The sequence below is a fragment of the Streptomyces sp. NPDC033229 genome, assembly GCF_055576875.1.
Window position 1 is genome coordinate 34,017 of record NZ_JBVIQR010000028.1, and the last position, 19,956, is coordinate 53,972.

Genomic DNA, 19,956 nt, shown 5'->3' on the forward strand with positions numbered 1-19,956 from the left:
CGCCGGCTTCCCTCGGGGGCGGGGTCGAACGTCACAGTCTCGGGTTCACGGTTCACGCGGATCCACTTCCGGTGCGGGGTCTGCTGAGTGCTGGTCCAACACTCAGGAGACGCGGCGGCCGGACGCCGATAACAAAAATCCGCGGACGCGTGTACGGGCCGGGCCCGCCCCCCTCTTCGCGAGGTGGTGCGGGCCCGGCCCGTATCGGGGAGAGGTGCCTGCGGGCGGGTCAGCCCCGGCGGTCCAGCAGCTTCCAGGCGGCGGGCAGCGCGCCCATCGCGAGGGCGGCCTTCAGGACGTCACCGATCAGGAAGGGCGTCAGACCGGCGGCGACGGCGTCCGCGAAGGACATGTGCGTGGCCAGCGCGAGGTAGGGGACACCGACCGCGTAGATGATCGCGGAGCCCAGCGCCATGGCACCGGCGGTGCGCAGCACGGAACGGTCGGCACCGCGGCGGGCGAGGGCACCCACGACGGTCGCCGCGAGCAGCATGCCGAGGACGTAACCGAAGGACGGGAACGCGGCGCCGGACTTGGCCTCGGCGAACCACGGCATGCCCGCCATGCCGACGACGGCGTACAGCGCGAGGGAGAGGAAGCCGCGCCGGGCCCCCAGCGCGGTGCCGACCAGCAGCGCGGCGAAGGTCTGACCACTGACCGGGACCGGCGAGCCGGGCACCGGGACGGCTATCTGGGCGGTGAGGCCGGTGAGGGCCGCGCCGCCCAGGACCAGGGCCGCGTCACGGACGCGGGCGCGGCCGGCGGTGGAGGCGGGGAGCAGATCGGCGAGGACCGTACCGGTCCGGGAAACTGAGGCAGCGGCGGTGGCCATCGGTACTCCGCGAGGTGACTGGGCAATTAAGGACAGCCTGACGTTAGCCGAGCGTCACCGCGTGAGCACCGGGCACCCATGACAAAGCGGTGGCCTCCGGCTTGGAGAGTTCCAAACCTGGCGCCTCCGGCGGGGGTGATTGTGCCGTCTGCGGCTGCGGGCCGTCTGTGCCGCCTGGCGCCTCCGACTGCGGGCCGTATTGCCGCCTGCGGCGGCGAGCGCCTCTCGCCTGGCCGGCGGATCCTCGACTGCCGGCCGGTTGTGCCGCCTGCGGCGGCGAGCGCCCTGCGGGCGCGTCCTCAATCGCCGGACGGGCTTGATGTGGCTGGCCATGACAGCCAAGCCCAGCCAAAACCAGCCCGTCCGGCGATTGAGGACACCGCCGCGCAGCGGTGGTGCCACCGGCTACGCGCCACCGGCCCAGCCGTGGCAACGGCAAGCGCACAGGCCAGCACCCAGCGCCACCGTGATGCTCGTCACCCCCGACCTGCGCAGCTTGGCACATACCGCTCGGTCGGGAGAATCTGTCGGAAGTAGTCGGATTCGCGGAGTCCACACATCCGGAGCCCCCTAGTCCGTCACCGCCCCGTCGCACAGCGCACCGCACAGATCCCGAGAGTACGAAGCCCCATGCACGACGCACCGTCTGTCGCCGAGTCCCGTACCGGCGACGAGAGAGAACCACTGTCAGCGGGGCTGAAGCAGCGGCATCTGACCATGCTCGGGCTGGGCGGAGTGATCGGGGCCGGGCTGTTCGTCGGGTCCGGGGCCGGGATCGCCGTGGCGGGGCCGGGGATCATCGTGTCGTATCTGATCGCGGGCGCGCTCGCGATGCTGGTGATGCGGATGCTCGGCGAGATGTCCTCGGCGATGCCCGCCTCGGGCGCCTTCTCGGTGCACGCGGAGCGGGCGCTGGGCCGCTGGGCCGGGTTCTCGGTGGGCTGGCTGTACTGGTTCCTGCTCGTGGTCGTGCTCGCCGTGGAGGCGACCGGCGCCGCGCAGATCGCCCATGGCTGGGTGCCGTCGGTGCCGCAGTGGGGCTGGGTACTGCTGTTCATGGTGGTGTTCACCACCGCCAACCTCGCCGCGGTGAAGAACTTCGGCGAGTTCGAGTTCTGGTTCGCGGCGCTCAAGGTCGGCGCGATCGTCCTCTTCCTGGTCCTGAGCCTGCTGGCGATCTTCGGCGTGCTGCCGGACACCGAGGCCGTGGGCTTCACCAATCTCACCGGACAGGGCGGCTTCCTGCCCAACGGCGTCAGCGGCGTGGTCTCCGGCGTCCTCGCCGTCGTCTTCGCCTTCGGCGGCCTGGAGGTCGTCACGATCGCCGCCGCCGAGTCCGACGACCCGGCGCGCGCGGTGGCCCGGGCGGTGCGCAGCGCCGTGTACCGCATCCTCTTCTTCTACGTCGGCTCGATGCTCGTCATCGTCACCCTTCTCCCCTGGTCCTCGATGAAGCCGGGGCAGAGCCCCTACGTGGCCGTCCTCGACCACATCGGGGTGCCCGGGGCCGGACAGATCATGAACATCGTGGTCTTCGTGGCGCTGCTGTCCGCGCTGAACGCGAACCTCTACGGCTCGTCGCGGATGGTCTTCTCGCTCGCCGAGCGCGGGGAGGCGCCGCGCGCGCTGCTGAAGATCTCCGACGGTGGCGTGCCCCGACGAGCGGTCTTCGCGTCGGTCGCTTTCGGCTTCATCTCGGTCATATTGAACTTGAAGTGGCCGGATTCGATCTTTCACTATCTGCTCAACGCGGTGGGCGCGGTCCTGCTTTTCGTCTGGGGCCTGATCGCCGTCTCCCAACTGCGGCTGCGTCCGCGCATCGAGCGCGACGCACCGGAGCGGCTGACCCTGCGCATGTGGTGCTTCCCCTATCTGACCTGGGTCGCCCTGGCCGCGATGGGTGCCGTGCTGGTGCTCATGCTGACCGACGACGAGGCCCGGCCGCAGTTGCTGTGGTCGGCGGCGGCGACGGGCGCGGTGCTCGTGGTCGCGGGGCTGCGCGAGCTCCGGCTGCGCGCGACGGGCCGCCCGGCCCGATAGATCGGCCGTAAAACACGTTTGTTCTGGCGATACATCAGGTACGCACGGTCATACCGACGTCTGAATATCGGACACCTCTGCAAAGGGTGTTGTCCTGAGCGAACGTGGCCTTCACACTGAGGCAACTTTTCCGCTCACACCCAACGGGGCAGACACGATCATGACCGGTATACCCCCCTCTCCGCCTGAGTGCGCGGCCTCCGACCCGAAATCGAACACCGCCGTTCCGGCCAATGGCGTCGGCACCGACGCCGGGGCCCTGTCGCACAGCCTCAAGCAGCGGCATCTGTCGATGATCGCGCTCGGTGGCGTCATCGGCGCGGGGCTCTTCGTCGGCTCCGGCGGCGGCATCGCCGCCGCCGGCCCCGCGGTCGTGCTCGCCTATGCGGCGTCCGGGCTGCTGGTGATGCTCGTGATGCGCATGCTCGGTGAGATGTCGGCGGCCAACCCGGCCTCCGGCAGCTTCTCGGTGCACGCGGAGCGCACGATCGGCCCGTGGGCGGGCTTCACCTCCGGCTGGGTGTTCTGGACCCTGCTGTGCGTCGCCGTCGCCGCCGAGGGGATAGGCGCGGCGAAGATCATGGTCGGCTGGTTCCCGGACACCTCGTCCTGGATGTGGGTCGCGCTGTTCATGGTCGTCTTCACGGTCACCAACCTGGCCGCGGTCGCCAACTTCGGTGAGTTCGAGTTCTGGTTCGCGACGCTGAAGGTCGGCGCGATCAGCCTCTTCCTGATCCTCGGCGTGCTCGCCATCGTGGGCGTCCTGCCCGGCACCGACGCCCCGGGGGCCGACAACCTCACCGGCAACGGCGGCTTCTTCCCCACCGGCCTCGACGGACTCGTCGTCGGCCTGCTCGCCTCCGTCTTCGCCTACGGCGGCCTGGAGACGGTGACCATCGCGGCGGCCGAGTCCGAGAAGCCGCGTGAGGGCGTCGCCCGCGCGGTCCGCACCTCGATGTGGCGCATCGCCCTCTTCTACGTCGGCTCGCTGGCCATCGTCGTCACCCTGATCCCCTGGAACGACCCGTCGGTGACCGCCAAGGGCCCGTACGTCGCGGTCCTCGACTACCTGGACATCCCGCACGCCGGCCAGATCATGAACGTCGTCGTGCTGGTGGCGCTGCTGTCCGCGATGAACGCGAACATCTACGGTTCCTCGCGCATCGCGTACTCGCTCGTCGCGCGCGGCCAGGGCTGGAAGGTCCTCGCCAAGGTCAGCAACGGCGTGCCGCGCCTCGCGGTCATCGCCTCCGCCTCCTTCGGCTTCGTCGCCGTCCTGCTCAGCTACTGGTGGCCGGACACCATCTTCAAGTGGCTGCTCAACATGGTCGGCGCGGCCACGCTCGTGGTGTGGGGCTTCATCGCGGTGTCCCAGCTCGTGGGGCGCCGGCAGATCCCGCAGGACAAGCTCATCGTGCGCATGTGGCTCTTCCCGTACCTGACCTGGCTGGCCCTGGCCGGCATCGTCGGGGTCCTGGCGCTGATGCTGCGCGAGGAGGAGACCCGTCTCCAGCTGTACTTCACGGCCGGACTGACGCTCGCCCTCGCCCTGATCGGCTACCTCAAGCAGCGCGCGGCGGCGGCCGCCAAGCGCTGACGGCCCACCACATCCCGGCACCGAGGCGGGGTAGGTCCTGATCTTCAGGACCTACCCCGCCTCGGTCTTTCGACGGAAGACCGGCCCCGTGACGGCACCTCAGACGCACTTGCTGATAGCGTTTACCTGCAAGTTAATTGCAATAAGCAGTCGGAGGGCTCGGCATGGCCATCTACACACTTCCCGAACTTCCCTACGATTACGCGGCGCTCCAGCCCGTCATCGACGCGAAGATCATTGAGCTGCACCACGACAAGCACCACGCGGCGTACGTCAAGGGCGCGAACGACACCCTCGAGCAGCTCGCCGAGGCCCGCGACAAGGACCAGTGGGGCGCGATCAACGGCCTGGAGAAGAGCCTGGCCTTCCACCTCTCCGGTCACATCCTGCACAGCATCTACTGGCAGAACATGACCGGTGACGGCGGCGGCGAGCCCCTCGACAAGGACGGCGTGGGCGAGCTGGCCGACGCCATCGCGGAGTCCTTCGGCTCCTTCGAGAAGTTCAAGGCCCAGCTGACCAAGGCCTCGGCCACCACCCAGGGCTCCGGCTGGGGCGTGCTGGCCTACGAGCAGGTCAGCGGCCGGCTCATCGTCGAGCAGGTCTACGACCACCAGGGCAACGTCGGCCAGGGCTCGGTCCCGATCCTGGTCTTCGACGCCTGGGAGCACGCCTTCTACCTTCAGTACAAGAACCAGAAGGTGGACTTCATCGAGGCCATGTGGCAGGTCGTCAACTGGCAGGACGTCGCCGCCCGTTACGCCGCGGCCAAGGAGCGGGGCAACACGCTCCTGCTGGTCCCGTAACACCCCGGGTGCCCGAGCGGCACCCCGCGCACGGCCTGCTCGTGATCGTCTTCTCACCCTTCACGCGGCAGGCATACGGAAGGCCCCCGCACGGTCGCATCGCGCGGGGGCCTTTCCCCATCATGGCCTGTTCGGCGGGCCTTCGGCTGCGGGCCGTCGTTGCCGCCTGCGGCGGCGAGCGCCCTTCGGGCACGTCCTCAAACGCCGGACGGGCTTGATGTGGCTGAGCTCAGCGGACACCGCCGCGCAGCGGTCGGTGCGCCTCAGTCGAAGACCGGGCCCCGCGTCCGGGTGCGCTTCAGCTCGTAGAAACCGGGCGTCGAGGCGACCAGCAGCGTGCCGTCCCAGAGTCTGGCCGCCGCCTCGCCCTTGGGGGCGGGGGTGACGACCGGACCGAAGAAGGCCACCTGGCCGCCGTCCGGACCGGGGACGGCGATGACCGGGGTGCCGACCTCCTGCCCGACCTTCTCGATGCCCTCCTTGTGCGAGACGCGCAGATCGGCGTCGAGGGCGTCGGATCCGGCGGCGTCCGCCAGCCGGGCCGGCAGGCCCGCCTCGGCCAGGGCGGCCACGATCGTCTCGCGGTCGCGCGGCAGGTCCTCGTTGTGGAAGCGGGTACCGAGCGCGGTGTACAGCCGGCCGAGCACCTCGTCGCCGTACTCCTTCGCCGCCGCGATCAGGACCCGCACCGGGCCCCAGGCGCCCGTGCGCAGGTACTCGCGGAACTCCTCGGGCACCTGGTCGAGCTTGTCCTCGTTCAGCACCGCAAGGCTCATGACGTGCCAGCGCACCTCGACCGGGCGGACCTTCTCCACCTCGAGCATCCAGCGCGAGGTCATCCACGCCCAGGGGCAGATCGGGTCGAACCAGAAGTCGACGGGGGTCTTCTCCGAAACGGTCACGCGGGTCTCCTCATCCGGGCAGGTCAGTAGCTGAATCAACAACCGACCCGCGTGCCATGATTCCTGGTGTTCGACATTCGACATACGTGACATTCATCCGAGGGAGTCCCGTCGTGCCCGGTGAGAACCTGACCCGTGAGGAGGCCCGCGAGCGGGCCGCGCTGCTGACCGTGGACGGCTACGAGGTGGCACTCGACCTGCGGTCCGCGGTGGGCGCCGGCCCGGAGCCCCGCACGTTCCGTTCGGTGACCACCATCCGCTTCCGTTGCGCCGAGCCGGGGGCGAGCACGTTCGCGGACCTGGTGGCGCCGTCGGTGACCGCCGTCACGCTCAACGGCACGGAGCTGGATGCCAAGGCCGTCTTCGACGGGACCCGGATCGAGCTGGCGTCCCTCGCCGCCGAGAACACGCTGGTCGTGGACGCCCAGTGCGCGTACAGCCGCACCGGCGAGGGCATGCACCGCTTCGTCGACCCCGAGGACGGCGAGGTCTACCTCTACACGCAGTACGAGCCCGCCGACGCCCGCCGTGTCTTCGCGAACTTCGAGCAGCCGGACCTCAAGGCCCCCTTCACCTTCACGGTGACCGCGCCCACCGGCTGGACGGTGCTCAGCAACGGCGCGCAGGACGGCGAGCCCCGCCCGGCGAGCGCCGACGGCATCGACGGCACCACGTGGAGCTTTGTGCCGACGAAGCCGATCTCCACCTACATCACGGCCGTCGTCGCCGGCCCGTACCACGTCGTCCGCGACCACTACCGCCGCACGTTCGACGACGGGACCGTCCTCGACATCCCGCTGGGCGCGCTGTGCCGCAAGGGTCTCGCCAAGCACTTCGACGCCGAGGACGTCTTCACCGTCACCAAGCAGGGCCTGGACTTCTTCCACGACCACTTCGACTACCCGTACCCCTTCGGGAAGTACGACCAGGCGTTCGTGCCGGAGTACAACATCGGCGCCATGGAGAACCCGGGGTGCGTGACCTTCCGGGAGGAGTTCGTCTTCCGCGGCAAGGTGACGCAGGCGGCGTACGAGCGGCGGGCCAACGTCATCCTGCACGAGATGGCGCACATGTGGTTCGGCGACCTGGTCACCATGGAGTGGTGGGACGATCTGTGGCTCAAGGAGTCCTTCGCGGACTTCATGGGCGCCTTCTCGCAGGTGGAGGCGACCCGCTTCGAGAACGCCTGGATCACCTTCGCCAACCAGCGCAAGGCCTGGGCCTACCGCGCCGACCAGCTGCCCTCCACCCACCCCGTCACGGCCGACATCCGTGACCTGGAGGACGCCAAGCTCAACTTCGACGGCATCACCTACGCCAAGGGCGCCTCGGTGCTCAAGCAGCTGGTGGCCTACGCGGGCCGGGACGCCTTCCTCGAGGGCGCCCGGCGCTACTTCAAGCGCCACGCGTTCGGCAACACCCGGCTGACGGACCTGCTGCGGGTGCTGGAGGAGACCTCGGGCCGCGACATGACCGCATGGTCCCGGTCCTGGCTCCAGACGGCCGGGGTCAACTCCCTGACCCCGCACGCGACCTACGACGACGCCGACCGGATCACCGAGCTCTCCGTCTTCCAGGAGGCCCCCGCCTCGCACCCCGAGCTGCGCCCGCACCGGGTGGCTGTGGGCCTCTACCGCCGCGAGGACATCAGTGGCGCGCTCGTGCGCTACGCCCGCGCCGAGGTGGACGTCGCCGGTCCGCGCACGGTCGTGAGCGAGCTGGCCGGGGCCGAGCGGCCCGAGCTGATCCTCGTCAACGACGACGACCTCACCTACTGCAAGATCCGCTTCGACGAGGTCTCGCTCGCCACCCTGCGGGAGCACCTCGGCGACCTCACCGACCCCCTCGCCCGCGCCCTGTGCTGGTCCGCGCTGTGGAACCTCACCCGCGACGGCCTGCTGCCCGCCCGCGAATACCTGGGGCTGGTGGAGCGGTTCGCCGGGGCCGAGAGCGACATCGGGGTGCTCCAGACGCTGCACGGCTGCGCGCGGACGGCCCTGGTGCACTACGTGGCGCCCGACTGGCGCGAGGAGGGCGGCCGGCGGCTCGCCCAGGCCGCGCTGAGCGAACTGCGGCTCGCCGAGCCCGGCAGCGGCCACCAGCTGGCGTGGATGCGGTTCTTCGCGCAGACGGCGAAGAGCGCGGCCGATCTGCAGCTGCTGCGCGGGCTGCTGGACGGCAACGCGAGGATCGACGGCCTGGAGGTCGACCAGGAGCTGCGCTGGGCACTCCTGGGCACGCTCGCCGCCCGGGGCGCGGCCGACGAGCAGGCCGTCACCGCCGAGCTGGCCCGTGACAACACCGCCTCCGGCAAGCGGCACCAGGTCCGCTGCCTGGCCTCGCGGCCCTCGGCGGAGGTCAAGGCCGAGGCGTGGGCGGCGGTGGTGGAGTCCGACGCCCTCTCCAACGCTCTCGCCGAGGCCACCATCGCGGGCTTCGACCAGCCGGGGCAGCGGGAGCTGCTGGCGCCCTACGCGGCCCGCTACTTCGAGGTGATCGAGCGGGTGTGGCGGGAGCGGTCCATCGAGATCGCCATGGCCGTGGTGCGCGGGCTGTTCCCGATGCTCCAGGACGACCGGCGGACGCTGGAGGCGACGGACGCCTGGCTCGCGGCGCACGAGGACGCGGCGCCCGCGCTGCGGCGCCTGGTGCTGGAGGAGCGGGACGACCTGGCGCGGGCACTGCTGGCGCAGGACTGCGACACGGGCGCGGCCAACTGAAATCACCATCGGTGACGGTGGCGCGACGGCCCGTAATCGGCATCGAACGCCCGTACTTTAGGGCGAAGTTGTCCTGATTTGCCGACGGGTGTGTAACAGCGGTTAGGAGGTGGGTGGACAGCGGGAATGGCCGGGGCATGAACCCCGACACCCCCCTGTCCCCCCGCCCCCTGCACCACCGCTCCGACGTCCGGCACCGCGTTCTGACGACACGTCAACTGCGCGAGCACGGCGTCCCGGGGACCACGGTCACCGAGCGCTGCCGGCCCGGCGGCCCCTGGCAGCAGTTGCTGCCCGGCGTCTTCCTGCTCCGCCCCGGCCCGCCGACCAGCGAGGAGCGGCTGCACGCCGGGCTGCTGTACACCGTGCCGCGCACCCGGGCCGCGGCGGACCGCCCGCGGCCGGGCGACGCCGACGCCGCGGCGGAGGCCGCCCCGTACGGCGAGGCCATGATCACCGGGCTGGCGGCGCTGGCCCTGCACGACTTCACCTCCGCTCCCCCGCTGATCTCCCTCGGCCGGATCGACGTCCTCGTGCCGCGCACCCGGCGGCTGCGCTCGTCCGGCTTCGTACGGGTGGTGCGGGCCCACACCCTGCCGCGCCCGATCCGGCTGACGGGGGTGCCGGTCGCACCGCCCGCCCGCGCGGTCGCCGACGCGGTGGGCAGCCTCGCCGAGCCGACGACGGTGCACCGGCTGCTGACCGAGGCGGTACGCGGCGGCCACTGCGAAGCAAGCGCCGTGGTACGGGAGTTGACCCGCGCCCGGCTGCTGAACCGGCCCGCCGTGGTGGACGCCGTCGACACCCTCCTCGCCGAGAGCCGGGCGATCGCGGAGAGCAGACTCTACGACGTGGTGCGCGGGCACGGGCTGCCCGAGCCGCTGTGGAACGTGGACCTGCGACTGCCCGGCGGCCCGCGGCTGGGCGGTGTGGACGCCTACTGGCCGGAGTACGGGGTGGCGCTGGAGATCGACGCCCGGACGCCGCGCCAGGACGACGACGCGCTCTGGGCGGAGCAGGCGGGCAAACGCGACCGCCTGGAGCGGCTCGGCATCCTGGTCGTGCACATCACGCCGAAGAAGCTGCGCGAGGCGCCGGAGCAGCAGGCCGCGGTGGCCCGTACCGCCTTGATGGCGTCGGCCGACCGCGAGCCCGCCGCGTACGTCGTCGTCCTGCCGAAGTGAGCGGGTCGACCCGTTGGGCCGTGCCGTTCGCACCACCGCTGCGCGGCGGATGTCCTCAAGCGCCGGACGGGCTCGGCGGCTGAGCCCAGCCACTATCAGCCCGCTGGGGGCACCTCCCAGCGGTAGCTGGGGGAGCTTGAGGACGCGCCCGCCGGGCGCCCGCCGCCGCAGGCGGCAAGGACCGCCCGCAGTCGATGATTCGCCGGACAGGCGAGAGGCGGGAGATCAGGCCCGCGCGAGCAACAACTCCGTGTTCCGGTCGGTGGGTGAACCGGCGAGGGAGCCGTCCGAACCCGGGGCGTTGAAGGCCAGTTCGCGGTAGAGGGAGGCGAGTCCGGTCTGGGAGAGGTCCGCGTAGTCGGTGCGGTAGGGGGCGGCCGATTCGATGAGGGTGGTGAAGAGCGAGACCGTGCCGTCCTTGTTGTCGGTGACCTCGATGACCCGCGCGAGCTGCGGGTAGTCCACGTGCGAGGCGGTGGAGACCTCCCAGAAGCTGCCGCGCGGCCGCACCCGGTTGCGGTGGCTGTGGCCGTTGATCCAGGCCAGGACGTTGGTGTGGCGCTGGAGGAGGGCGATCAGCTCGTTGCCGTCGTGCCGCTTCTCGCCCGGGCGGGCGGGGTCGGGCGTGAGGTTGTTCATGCTCCAGCTCGGGTGGTGGCTGAAGATCAGCGCGTACTCGTCCCGGTGGTCCTTCAGCGTCCGCTCCAGCCACTGGAGTTGGGCGGTGCCCAGCGAGCCCTGGTAGTGGCCGCCGGGGTCCGTCGTGTCGAGGCTGATGCCGACGACCCGGTCGGAGACCCGGAAGGAGTAGTAGAGCTCGCCGGAGTCGAGGTTGGCGCGCGTGTAGCCGTGGCCGAGCGGTCCGCGCCCCTTGTGGGCGGGGTCGAGGTGGGCGGCGATGTACTCGCGGGCGGTCAGCGGCACCCGGCGCGGGTCGGCGGTGACCGTGCGCAGGTTCTTCTTGTGCTCGCGCAGCAGCGCCCGGATGCGCTCGCCCTTGGGGTCGACGCCCGCGGCCTCGCCCTCCATGAGCCACTTGGCCTCGGCGGCGGAGATGGTCTGGAGCTTCTTGTCCCCGACGCAGACCTCTTCGATGAAGCTGCCCTTGGCCGGGTAGCAGCCGCCGGAGAGGAGGTCGTGGTTGCCGAAGGTCGAGTACCAGGGGATCCGCAGGCCGGGGCTGTCGACGCGGCGGGTGGCGGCGCGGAGGTAGCCGGGGATGCGGGGGTAGCCGAGCTTCTTGTCGTCGTCGTTCAGGGCGCTGTCGGGGTGCCAGTACAGCTTGAGGCCGCTGTCCTGGACGCCCTCGTAGCGGCGGGGGTCGCCGGTCTGGGGGTTCATCCGGCCACCGCTGAGGGCGGTCAGGAACCACTCCGTCTCGATCTTCGCGTTCTCGTCGCCGTTGTCGCCGGTGGTGATGACGAAGCCCAGGGGCGTACCGGTGGCGGGTCCCCGGCGGAGCTTGTTGACGCGCTCGACCAGGGCGACGGCGCCGGGCAGGGTGAGCGCCTCGTGCGGACGCCAGGCCCCGGCGTCGCCGGCCCGGAAGAACTCGTAGCGCAGCGGGTGCTGCACATCCGTCAGGTGGAGGTCCGTGAACTGCACGAAGGACGCCAGTGTGGTACGGCGGTCCTCGCGGCCCGGCCGGCCGGCGGCGAGCTCGGAGCGCACGACGCGCGGCCAGCCGGGGCCCTCGCCGAGCCGTCGGTAGCCGGTGGTGCCGGTGGGCGCGGCGACGGAGACGAGGGTGGTGCCGGCCCCGGTGGGGGTGCCTGCCGCGACCTCCTCCGGGGCGGCCGCGCTCTCGGTGGTGTCGGCCGTGGGCTGCAGGGCGGCGGCCCGGCCGCTGTCGGGCCCCAGGGCGACTCCGAGCCCGGTGGCGGTGCCGACGGCGCCCGCCGCAGCGAGGAACGTGCGGCGGTCGAGTCCTGCGGGTCTACGGGATCTGCGAGGCATATGCGGTCTCCCCGGTGCGAACGCGAAGGCGGGACGGGCTGCTGAGCTGCGGTCCTGTGAGTCGGCTCTGTCAGTGAGGATCGTTGGCAGCGCGGGTGACCTGGGCGTGAACGCGGCCGCAACGGCCGCCGCCGATCACCTCACATCGATCTTGGCGATTGCGAACAGACATACAGCACTCGTCCCCTGGCGCGCTGACGCTCACTCAGCGTTCACTCGCGAGGGGAATGGCCCCGCCGGTCACGGGGGCGGTGGTGTAGTCCGTTTGCCTTACACGCGCTGAGCTGCGAGAACGCCCCTGACCGCTTCACGGCCTTCGGCATGCTTCATCCCGTGTGGCGCATGGCGGGTTTACGCCATCCTTACTTTCCCACCCCGACAACTCTCCCCAAACCCCCGTCACTTCCATAAAAGTGGGCGCTCATCCGGCTCCGATTTCCGGACGCTTCCTCCCTGGCCCTGCCAGGTCCTCGTACGTCCTTCTACGTCGTCACCTAGGGATGTTCATGACCCCCGATCCCCAGCACGCCCCCGTCGGCGGCGCGAGACGCGCGGCGCGAATAGCCGTCGCGGCCTCCGTCGTGGCCGCGCTCACCGCCGCGGGCGCCGTGCCCGCCTTCGCCGACGACCCCCGGCCCGCCCCGGGCCCGGTCAAGTCGTCCTCCGACAAGCTCGGTTCGCACGACGCGAAGCTGCTCGCCGACGCCAAGGCCGACGGCGCCAAGACCGTCACCATGATGATCGCGACGGCCCCCGGCGGGACCGAGCAGATCAAGGACAAGCTCGGCGCCATCAAGGGCGCCTCGGTCGGTGAGTCCTACGACAAGCTCGGCTACGTCCGGGCCACCGTCCCGACCGGCAAGGCCGACGCCGCCATCGACGAGGCGAAGAAGCTCGCCTCCGTGCACGGCATCGACCTCCAGCAGGAGATCAAGCTTCCCGACCCGACGCCGCGCGCCGACACCGTCAAGGGCGAGCGCACCGCGAAGGCCAAGGCGTACCCCGGCCCGGGCAGGAAGACCCCGGCCGCCAACCCCTACCAGCCGGCCTTCGAGACCGGTGCCGTCGACTTCGTCGAGGACCACCCCAAGGCCGACGGCCGCGGCGTGACCATCGGCATCCTCGACTCCGGCGTCGACCTCGGCCACCCCGCGCTGCAGAAGACCACCACCGGCGAGCGCAAGATCGTCGACTGGGTCACCGCCACCGACCCGCTCGCGGACGCGGACGGCACGTGGCTGCCGATGACGAACTCCGTCTCCGGGCCGAGCTTCTCCTTCAACGGCCGCAACTACACCGTGCCCGCCGGGTCCTACGACGTCAGCCTCTTCCGGGAGAGCGTGACCGCCGGCGGCGACATGAAGGGCGACCTGAACCGGGACGGCGACACCACCGACGCCTGGGCGGTCCTGTACGACAAGGCCAAGGGCACCGTCCGCGTCGACCTCGACGACAACGGCGACTTCGGCAACGACGCCGAGCTGAAGCCGTACAAGGACGGTTACCAGGTCGGCTACTTCGGGACCGACAACCCCGACACCCCGATCGCCGAGCGCATCCCCTTCGTCGTCCAGATCCGCAAGGACGTGTCGATGACGCCGAAGGGCGGCGACTGGGTCGGCAAGAAGGCCGACTTCGTCAACATCGGCGTCATCGAGTCCGAGCACGGCACCCACGTCGCGGGCATCACCGCCGCCAACGGCCTGTTCGGCGGGAAGATGAACGGCGCGGCCCCGGGCGCGAAGCTCGTCTCCTCGCGCGCCTGCACCTGGTCCGGTGGCTGCACCAACGTGGCGCTCACCGAGGGCATGATCGACCTCGTCGTCAACCGCGGCGTCGACATCGTCAACATGTCGATCGGCGGGCTGCCCGCGCTGAACGACGGCAACAACGCCCGCTCCGAGCTGTACAACCGGCTCATCGACGACTACGGCGTCCAGCTCGTCATCTCGGCGGGCAACAGCGGCCCCGGCACCAACACCATCGGCGACCCCGGCCTGGCCGACAAGGTCATCAGCGTCGGCGCGTCCGTGTCGAAGGAGACCTGGGCCGCCAACTACGGCTCCGAAGTCAAGACCAAGTACGCGATGATGCCGTTCTCCTCGCGCGGCCCGCGTGAGGACGGCGGCTTCACCCCGACGATCTCCGCCCCGGGTGCCTCGATCAACACGACTCCCACCTGGGAGCCGGGCGCGCCCGTCGCCGAAGCCGGCTACCAGCTCCCGCCGGGCTACGGCATGCTGCAGGGCACCTCGATGGCCTCCCCGCAGGCCGCGGGTGCCTCGGCGCTGCTGATCTCGGCCGCCAAGCAGAAGAAGATGAAGCTCAGCCCGGCCGATCTGCGCACGGCGCTCACCAGCACCGCGAAGAAGATCAAGGGCTTCCAGCCGCACGAGCAGGGTGCGGGCCTGATGCAGATCGAGGACGCCTGGGACGCGCTGCGCGCGGGCGCCACCGCCCACGCGTACTCGGTCAAGGCCCCGGTCGCAACGGCGCTCTCCGGCGCGCTGAAGACCCCGGGCTTCGGCACCGGCGTCTACGACCGCGAGAGCGGCCTCAAGGCGGGCGAGACCAAGACGTACGACGTCGTCGTCACCCGCACCACCGGCCCCGACCGTGCCCTCTGGCACGAGCTGGGCTGGGAGAACAACGACGGCACGTTCAAGATCGTCGGCGACAACGAGGTCCGGCTGCCGCTGAACAAGCCGGTCACCGTCAAGGTGCGCGCCAAGGCCAAGGCGGCCGGCATCCACAGCGCGATCCTGACCGTCGACGACGGCCGCACCGAGGGCATCGACAAGCAGATCCTGTCGACCGTCGTCGTCGCACAGCCACTGGCGAAGCCGTCCTACGTGGTCAAGGCTTCGGGCACGGCCACGCGCAACGCCTCCACCTCGTACTTCGTGACGGTGCCGAAGGGCGCCAAGTCGCTGGAGGTCTCGCTCGGCGGCCTGGCCACGGGCAGCCAGACCCGGTTCATCGCCATCAGCCCCTACGGCGTCCCGGCCGATCCGACCTCCACGGTCAACTGCTACCCGAACTACCCGAACCCGGCCAACACCTGCCGCCCCGAGCTGCGGACGTACGCCAACCCGATGCCGGGCGTCTGGGAGATCGAGGTCGAGTCCCGTCGCACCTCCCCGCTGCTCGACAACCCGTACGCGCTGACGGCCTCCGTGCTGGGCGTCACCTTCGACCCGGCCACGCAGACCGTGCCCGAGGCGAAGATCGGCAACCCCACCGCGGTGACCTGGAAGGCCACCAACGGCTTCGCCGCGCTCGACGGCAGGCTCAAGGGCGGCCAGCTCGGCTCGTCGAAGATCGACCGGCCGTCGATCAAGAAGGGTGAGAAGCGGACCACCAAGGTCACTCTCGGCGAGGGCGTCTCCCGCTTCGACGCCGCCATCGGCGGCGCCTCCGACCCCAAGGCGGACCTGGACCTGGCCGTCTTCAAGGACGGCAAGCCCGTCGGCGCCTCCACCAGCGGCGGCTCGGACGAGCTGGTCAGCCTGAGCAAGCCCGCGGCGGGCGAGTACACCGTCGAGGTCACCGGCTACGAGGTGCCCGCGGGCAGCGCGGAGTACGACTACCGCGATGTGTACTTCGCCCCCGCGCTGGGTGAGATCAAGGTCGACCCGACCGCGGTCGTCAAGCTCGACGCGGGCACATCCGCCCAGGTCACGGCCCAGGTCGTGGTCGCGGGCGCGGCCCCGGAAGGGCGCACCTTCTTCGGTGACGTCCAGCTGGTCAACGCGGCCGGCACGGCCGCGGGCGGCGGCAGCGTGAAGATCGAGAAGGTCGTGTCGTAACCCTCGGTGAACGGCACACGGGGCGGGCGCCGTACGGGCGCCCGCCCCGTCTTCGTGATCCCGGTCACCGAAGGGCCGGGACCTGCGGCAATGGATTGGACTTTTGGTGCGGGTAGCACCACATGATGGAACTGTTGAGCCAGGTAACACCGTCTTTCGCGTACAGACGTACTGAACGTATGAGGTAGGGAGCGCCCGTGAGGATCGGAATCGTCGGAGCCACCGGTCAGGTCGGCGGAGTCATGCGCCAGATCCTCGACGAGCGGGCCTTCCCCGTCGCCGAGCTGCGGCTGTTCGCCTCGGCCCGCTCCGCCGGGTCCACGCTGCCGTGGCGGGGCACCGAGATCACCGTCGAGGACGCGTCCACCGCCGACTACTCCGGCCTGGACATCGTGCTCTTCTCGGCCGGCGGCGCCACCTCCCGCGCCCTCGCGGAGAAGGTCGCCGCGGCCGGTGCCGTGGTGATCGACAACTCCTCCGCCTGGCGGCTGGACCCCGAGGTGCCGCTGGTCGTCTCCGAGGTCAACCCGCACGCGATCGCGAACCGCCCCAAGGGCATCATCGCCAACCCCAACTGCACCACCATGGCCGCCATGCCGGTGCTGCGTCCGCTGCACGACGAGGCCGGGCTGACCGCCATGGTCGCCACCACCTACCAGGCCGTCTCCGGCTCGGGCGTGGCCGGCGTCGCCGAGCTGCACACCCAGGTCTGCCAGGTCGCCGAGGCCGCCGACCAGCTCGCCTTCGACGGTGACGCCGTGACGTTCCCCGAGCCCGGTGTCTACAAGCGCCCCATCGCCTTCAACGTGCTGCCGCTGGCCGGCTCGATCGTCGACGACGGCAGCTTCGAGACGGACGAGGAGCAGAAGCTCCGCAACGAGTCCCGCAAGATCATGGAGATCCCGGACCTCAAGGTCTCCGGCACCTGTGTCCGCGTCCCGGTCTTCTCCGGCCACTCGCTCCAGATCAACGCGCGCTTCGAGCGTCCGCTGAGCGTCGAGCGCGCGCACGAGCTGTTGAAGGACGCGCCCGGGGTCGCCCTCTCCGAGATCCCGACCCCGCTCCAGGCGGCCGGCCAGGACGTCAGCTACGTGGGCCGGATCCGCGCCGACGAGACCGCCGAGAACGCTCTCGCGCTGTTCCTCTCCAACGACAACCTCCGCAAGGGCGCGGCGCTCAACGCCGTGCAGATCGCGGAGCTGGTGGCGGCCGAGCTTCGGGGCTGACGCCTTCGGGGCACGTCGTCCGCACCACCGCTGCGCGGCGGTGTCCTCAATCGCCGGACGGGCTGCATGCGCAGCCCGTCCGGCGTTTGAGGACGCGCCCGCAGGGCGCTCGCCGCCGCAGGCGGCACGGGCGGCCCGCAGCCGGATTAACACGGGCGCCCGCCCCCATCCGCGTGGAAGGATGGGCGGAAAGTCGCGATGTTAAGGAGATGCCCAGGTGCCTGGAACGAATCTGACCCGCGAAGAGGCGCGGCGGCGGGCGAGTCTGCTCACCGTCGACTCGTACGAGATCGACCTCGACCTCTCCGGCGCGCAGGAGGGCGGCACCTACCGGTCGAAGACCACGGTCCGCTTCGACGCGGCCGAGGCGGGCGCGGAGTCGTTCATCGACCTGGTGGCCCCCGCCGTGCACGAGGTGGTGCTGAACGGCACCGCGCTCGACGCCGCCGAGGTGTTCGCCGACAGCCGGATCGCGCTGCCGGGCCTGCTCGCCGGGCGCAATGAGCTCACGGTCGTCGCGGACTGCGCGTACACCAACACCGGTGAGGGACTGCACCGGTTCGTCGACCCGGTCGACCAGCAGGCCTATCTCTACACACAGTTCGAGGTGCCGGACGCGCGCCGCGTGTTCGCCTCCTTCGAGCAGCCGGACCTCAAGGCCACCTTCCAGTTCACGGTGAAGGCGCCCGAGGGCTGGACGGTCATCTCGAACTCGCCGACCCCCGAGCCCGCCGACAACGTCTGGCGCTTCGAGCCGACGCCGCGGATCTCCAGCTACATCACCGCGCTGATCGTCGGCCCGTACCACAGCGTGCACAGCGCGTACGAGAAGGACGGGCGCAGCGTCCCGCTCGGCATCTACTGCCGTCCCTCGCTCGCCGAGTTCCTCGACGCGGACGCCATCTTCGAGGTCACGCGGCAGGGCTTCGAGTGGTTCGAGGAGAAGTTCGACTACGCGTACCCCTTCGCCAAGTACGACCAGCTGTTCGTGCCGGAGTTCAACGCGGGCGCGATGGAGAACGCGGGCGCGGTCACCATCCGCGACCAGTACGTCTTCCGCTCGAAGGTGACGGACGCGGCGTACGAGGTGCGGGCGGAGACGATCCTGCACGAGCTCGCCCACATGTGGTTCGGCGACCTGGTCACCATGGAGTGGTGGAACGACCTGTGGCTGAACGAGTCGTTCGCCACGTACACCTCCATCGCCTGCCAGGCGTACGCGCCGGGCTCGAAGTGGCCGCACTCGTGGACCACGTTCGCGAACTCCATGAAGACCTGGGCGTACCGGCAGGACCAGTTGCCGTCCACCCACCCGATCATGGCGGACATCCGCGACCTGGACGACGTCCTGGTCAACTTCGACGGCATCACCTACGCCAAGGGCGCCTCCGTGCTCAAGCAGTTGGTGGCGTACGTGGGGCAGGACGAGTTCTTCCGGGGCGTGCAGGCGTACTTCAAGGCGCACGCCTTCGGCAACACCCGGCTGTCCGATCTGCTGGGCGCACTGGAGAAAACCTCCGGGCGTGACCTCAAGACCTGGTCGAAGGCATGGCTGGAGACGGCCGGGATCAACATCCTGCGCCCGGAGATCACCACGGACGCCGACGGCGTCATCACCTCCTTCGCCGTCAAGCAGGAGGCCCCGGCGCTGCCCGCCGGCGCCAAGGGTGAGCCGACGCTGCGCCCGCACCGCATCGCGATCGGCCTGTACGAGCACGAGGACGGCAAGCTGGTCCGCAAGGACCGCGTCGAGCTGGACGTCGACGGCGAGCTGACGCCCGTCGAGGCACTGGTGGGCCGGGCCCGCCCGGCCGTCGTGCTGCTCAACGACGACGACCTGAGCTACGCGAAGGTGCGGCTGGACGCCGAGTCGCTGGCGACCGTCACCGCGCACCTGGGCGACTTCACCGAGTCCCTCCCGCGCGCCCTGTGCTGGGCCTCCGCGTGGGACATGACGCGCGACGGCGAGCTGGCCACCCGCGACTACCTCTCGCTGGTGCTGTCCGGCGTCACCAAGGAGTCGGACATCGGCGTGGTGCAGTCGCTGCAGCGCCAGGCGAAGCTCGCCCTGGACCTGTACGCGGCCCCCGACTGGCGCGAGAGCGGTCTGGCGCGGTGGACCGAGGCGACGCTCGAGCAGCTGCGCGCCGCCGAGGGCGGCAGCGACCACCAGCTGGCGTGGGCCCGCGCGTTCGCCGACACGGCCCGCACCGGTGACCAGCTCGACCTGCTCCAGGGGCTGCTGGACGGCACGGAGGTGATCGAGGGCCTCGCCGTCGACACCGAGCTGCGCTGGGCGCTGCTGGAGCGTCTCGCCGCCACCGGCCGCGCCGACGAGAAGGCCATCGCGGCGGAGCTGGAGCGCGACAAGACCTCGGCGGGCGAGCGGCACGCCGCCTCGGCACGCGCCGCGCGTCCCACGGCCGAGGCGAAGGCCGAGGCGTGGGCCGCGGTCGTGGAGTCCGACAAGCTGCCCAACGCGGTGCAGGAAGCGGTCATCGGCGGCTTCGTCCAGACCGACCAGCGCGAGCTGCTCGCCCCCTACAGCGAGAAGTACTTCGCGGTGGTCAAGGACATCTGGGAGAGCCGCAGCCACGAGATCGCGCAGCAGATCGCGGTCGGTCTCTACCCGTCCCTGCTGGTGTCGCAGGACACGCTGGACGCGACGGACGCGTGGCTGGCCTCGGCCGGGCCGAACGCGGCCCTGCGCCGGCTGGTCACCGAGTCCCGCGCGGGTGTCGAGCGCGCGCTGAAGGCCCAGGCGGCGGACGCCGCGGCGGCCTGACGCCCGTAGGAGACGACAGAAACGGGGGCGGGGGGGGGGGGGGGGGGGGGGGGGGGCCCCCGAGTCTTTCCCCCCCTCTTGTGGGGCTTCCTCCCTTCC

General features: G+C 70.7%; 11 protein-coding genes. 8 read left to right on the plus strand and 3 right to left on the minus strand.

Going from position 1 to position 19,956, the window contains the following annotated elements:
- Window positions 1–229: 229 nt before the first annotated feature.
- Window positions 230–832, minus strand: coding sequence for a biotin transporter BioY (locus tag ACZ53N_RS23720; RefSeq protein WP_469142816.1), 603 nt, complete (start codon window positions 830–832; stop codon window positions 230–232).
- A 630-nt stretch (window positions 833–1,462) separates the two neighbouring features.
- Here ACZ53N_RS23720 and ACZ53N_RS23725 point away from each other — a divergent pair.
- The 3 genes from ACZ53N_RS23725 to ACZ53N_RS23735 all read left to right on the plus strand — a co-directional run bounded on the left by ACZ53N_RS23725 (window position 1,463) and on the right by ACZ53N_RS23735 (window position 5,275).
- Complete coding sequence (locus ACZ53N_RS23725; RefSeq protein ID WP_469142817.1) at window positions 1,463–2,872, plus strand: amino acid permease; 1,410 nt, start codon at window positions 1,463–1,465, stop codon at window positions 2,870–2,872.
- A gap of 160 nt (window positions 2,873–3,032) precedes the next feature.
- Entirely contained in the window at window positions 3,033–4,469 is a 1,437-nt protein-coding gene (locus ACZ53N_RS23730; protein WP_469142818.1) for an amino acid permease, read from the plus strand.
- Window positions 4,470–4,633: 164 nt separating this feature from the next.
- Window positions 4,634–5,275: a superoxide dismutase gene (locus ACZ53N_RS23735; RefSeq protein ID WP_130877757.1), complete on the plus strand. Its 642-nt coding sequence runs from the start codon at window positions 4,634–4,636 to the stop codon at window positions 5,273–5,275.
- A 263-nt stretch (window positions 5,276–5,538) separates the two neighbouring features.
- On the opposite strand, the gene ACZ53N_RS23740 is transcribed toward ACZ53N_RS23735, so the two are convergent.
- Window positions 5,539–6,177, minus strand: a complete 639-nt coding sequence (locus ACZ53N_RS23740; protein ID WP_469142819.1) for a DsbA family oxidoreductase — start codon at window positions 6,175–6,177, stop codon at window positions 5,539–5,541.
- Between the two features lie 113 nt (window positions 6,178–6,290).
- Here ACZ53N_RS23740 and pepN (ACZ53N_RS23745) point away from each other — a divergent pair, with 113 nt between their 5' ends.
- Together pepN (ACZ53N_RS23745) and ACZ53N_RS23750 are read left to right on the plus strand one after the other, a co-directional pair.
- Window positions 6,291–8,897 (plus strand): aminopeptidase N, encoded by a 2,607-nt coding sequence (gene pepN / locus ACZ53N_RS23745; protein ID WP_469142820.1) that lies wholly within the window; start codon window positions 6,291–6,293, stop codon window positions 8,895–8,897.
- 137 nt (window positions 8,898–9,034) lie between these two features.
- Window positions 9,035–10,081, plus strand: a complete 1,047-nt coding sequence (locus ACZ53N_RS23750) for a hypothetical protein (RefSeq protein WP_469142869.1) — start codon at window positions 9,035–9,037, stop codon at window positions 10,079–10,081.
- Between the two features lie 225 nt (window positions 10,082–10,306).
- On the opposite strand, the gene ACZ53N_RS23755 is transcribed toward ACZ53N_RS23750, so the two are convergent.
- Window positions 10,307–12,037 carry a TIGR03767 family metallophosphoesterase gene (locus ACZ53N_RS23755; RefSeq protein ID WP_469142821.1) on the minus strand — a complete coding sequence of 577 codons (1,731 nt, stop codon included), beginning with the start codon at window positions 12,035–12,037 and terminating at the stop codon, window positions 10,307–10,309.
- A 506-nt stretch (window positions 12,038–12,543) separates the two neighbouring features.
- Here ACZ53N_RS23755 and ACZ53N_RS23760 point away from each other — a divergent pair.
- The 3 genes from ACZ53N_RS23760 (at window position 12,544) to pepN (ACZ53N_RS23770) (ending at window position 19,857) form a co-directional block, all read left to right on the plus strand.
- Window positions 12,544–15,846, plus strand: a complete 3,303-nt coding sequence (locus tag ACZ53N_RS23760; protein ID WP_469142822.1) for a S8 family serine peptidase — start codon at window positions 12,544–12,546, stop codon at window positions 15,844–15,846.
- A 197-nt stretch (window positions 15,847–16,043) separates the two neighbouring features.
- Window positions 16,044–17,072 (plus strand): aspartate-semialdehyde dehydrogenase, encoded by a 1,029-nt coding sequence (locus tag ACZ53N_RS23765; RefSeq protein WP_469142823.1) that lies wholly within the window; start codon window positions 16,044–16,046, stop codon window positions 17,070–17,072.
- A gap of 217 nt (window positions 17,073–17,289) precedes the next feature.
- Window positions 17,290–19,857 (plus strand): aminopeptidase N, encoded by a 2,568-nt coding sequence (gene pepN, locus ACZ53N_RS23770; RefSeq protein ID WP_469142824.1) that lies wholly within the window; start codon window positions 17,290–17,292, stop codon window positions 19,855–19,857.
- Window positions 19,858–19,956: the final 99 nt, after the last annotated feature.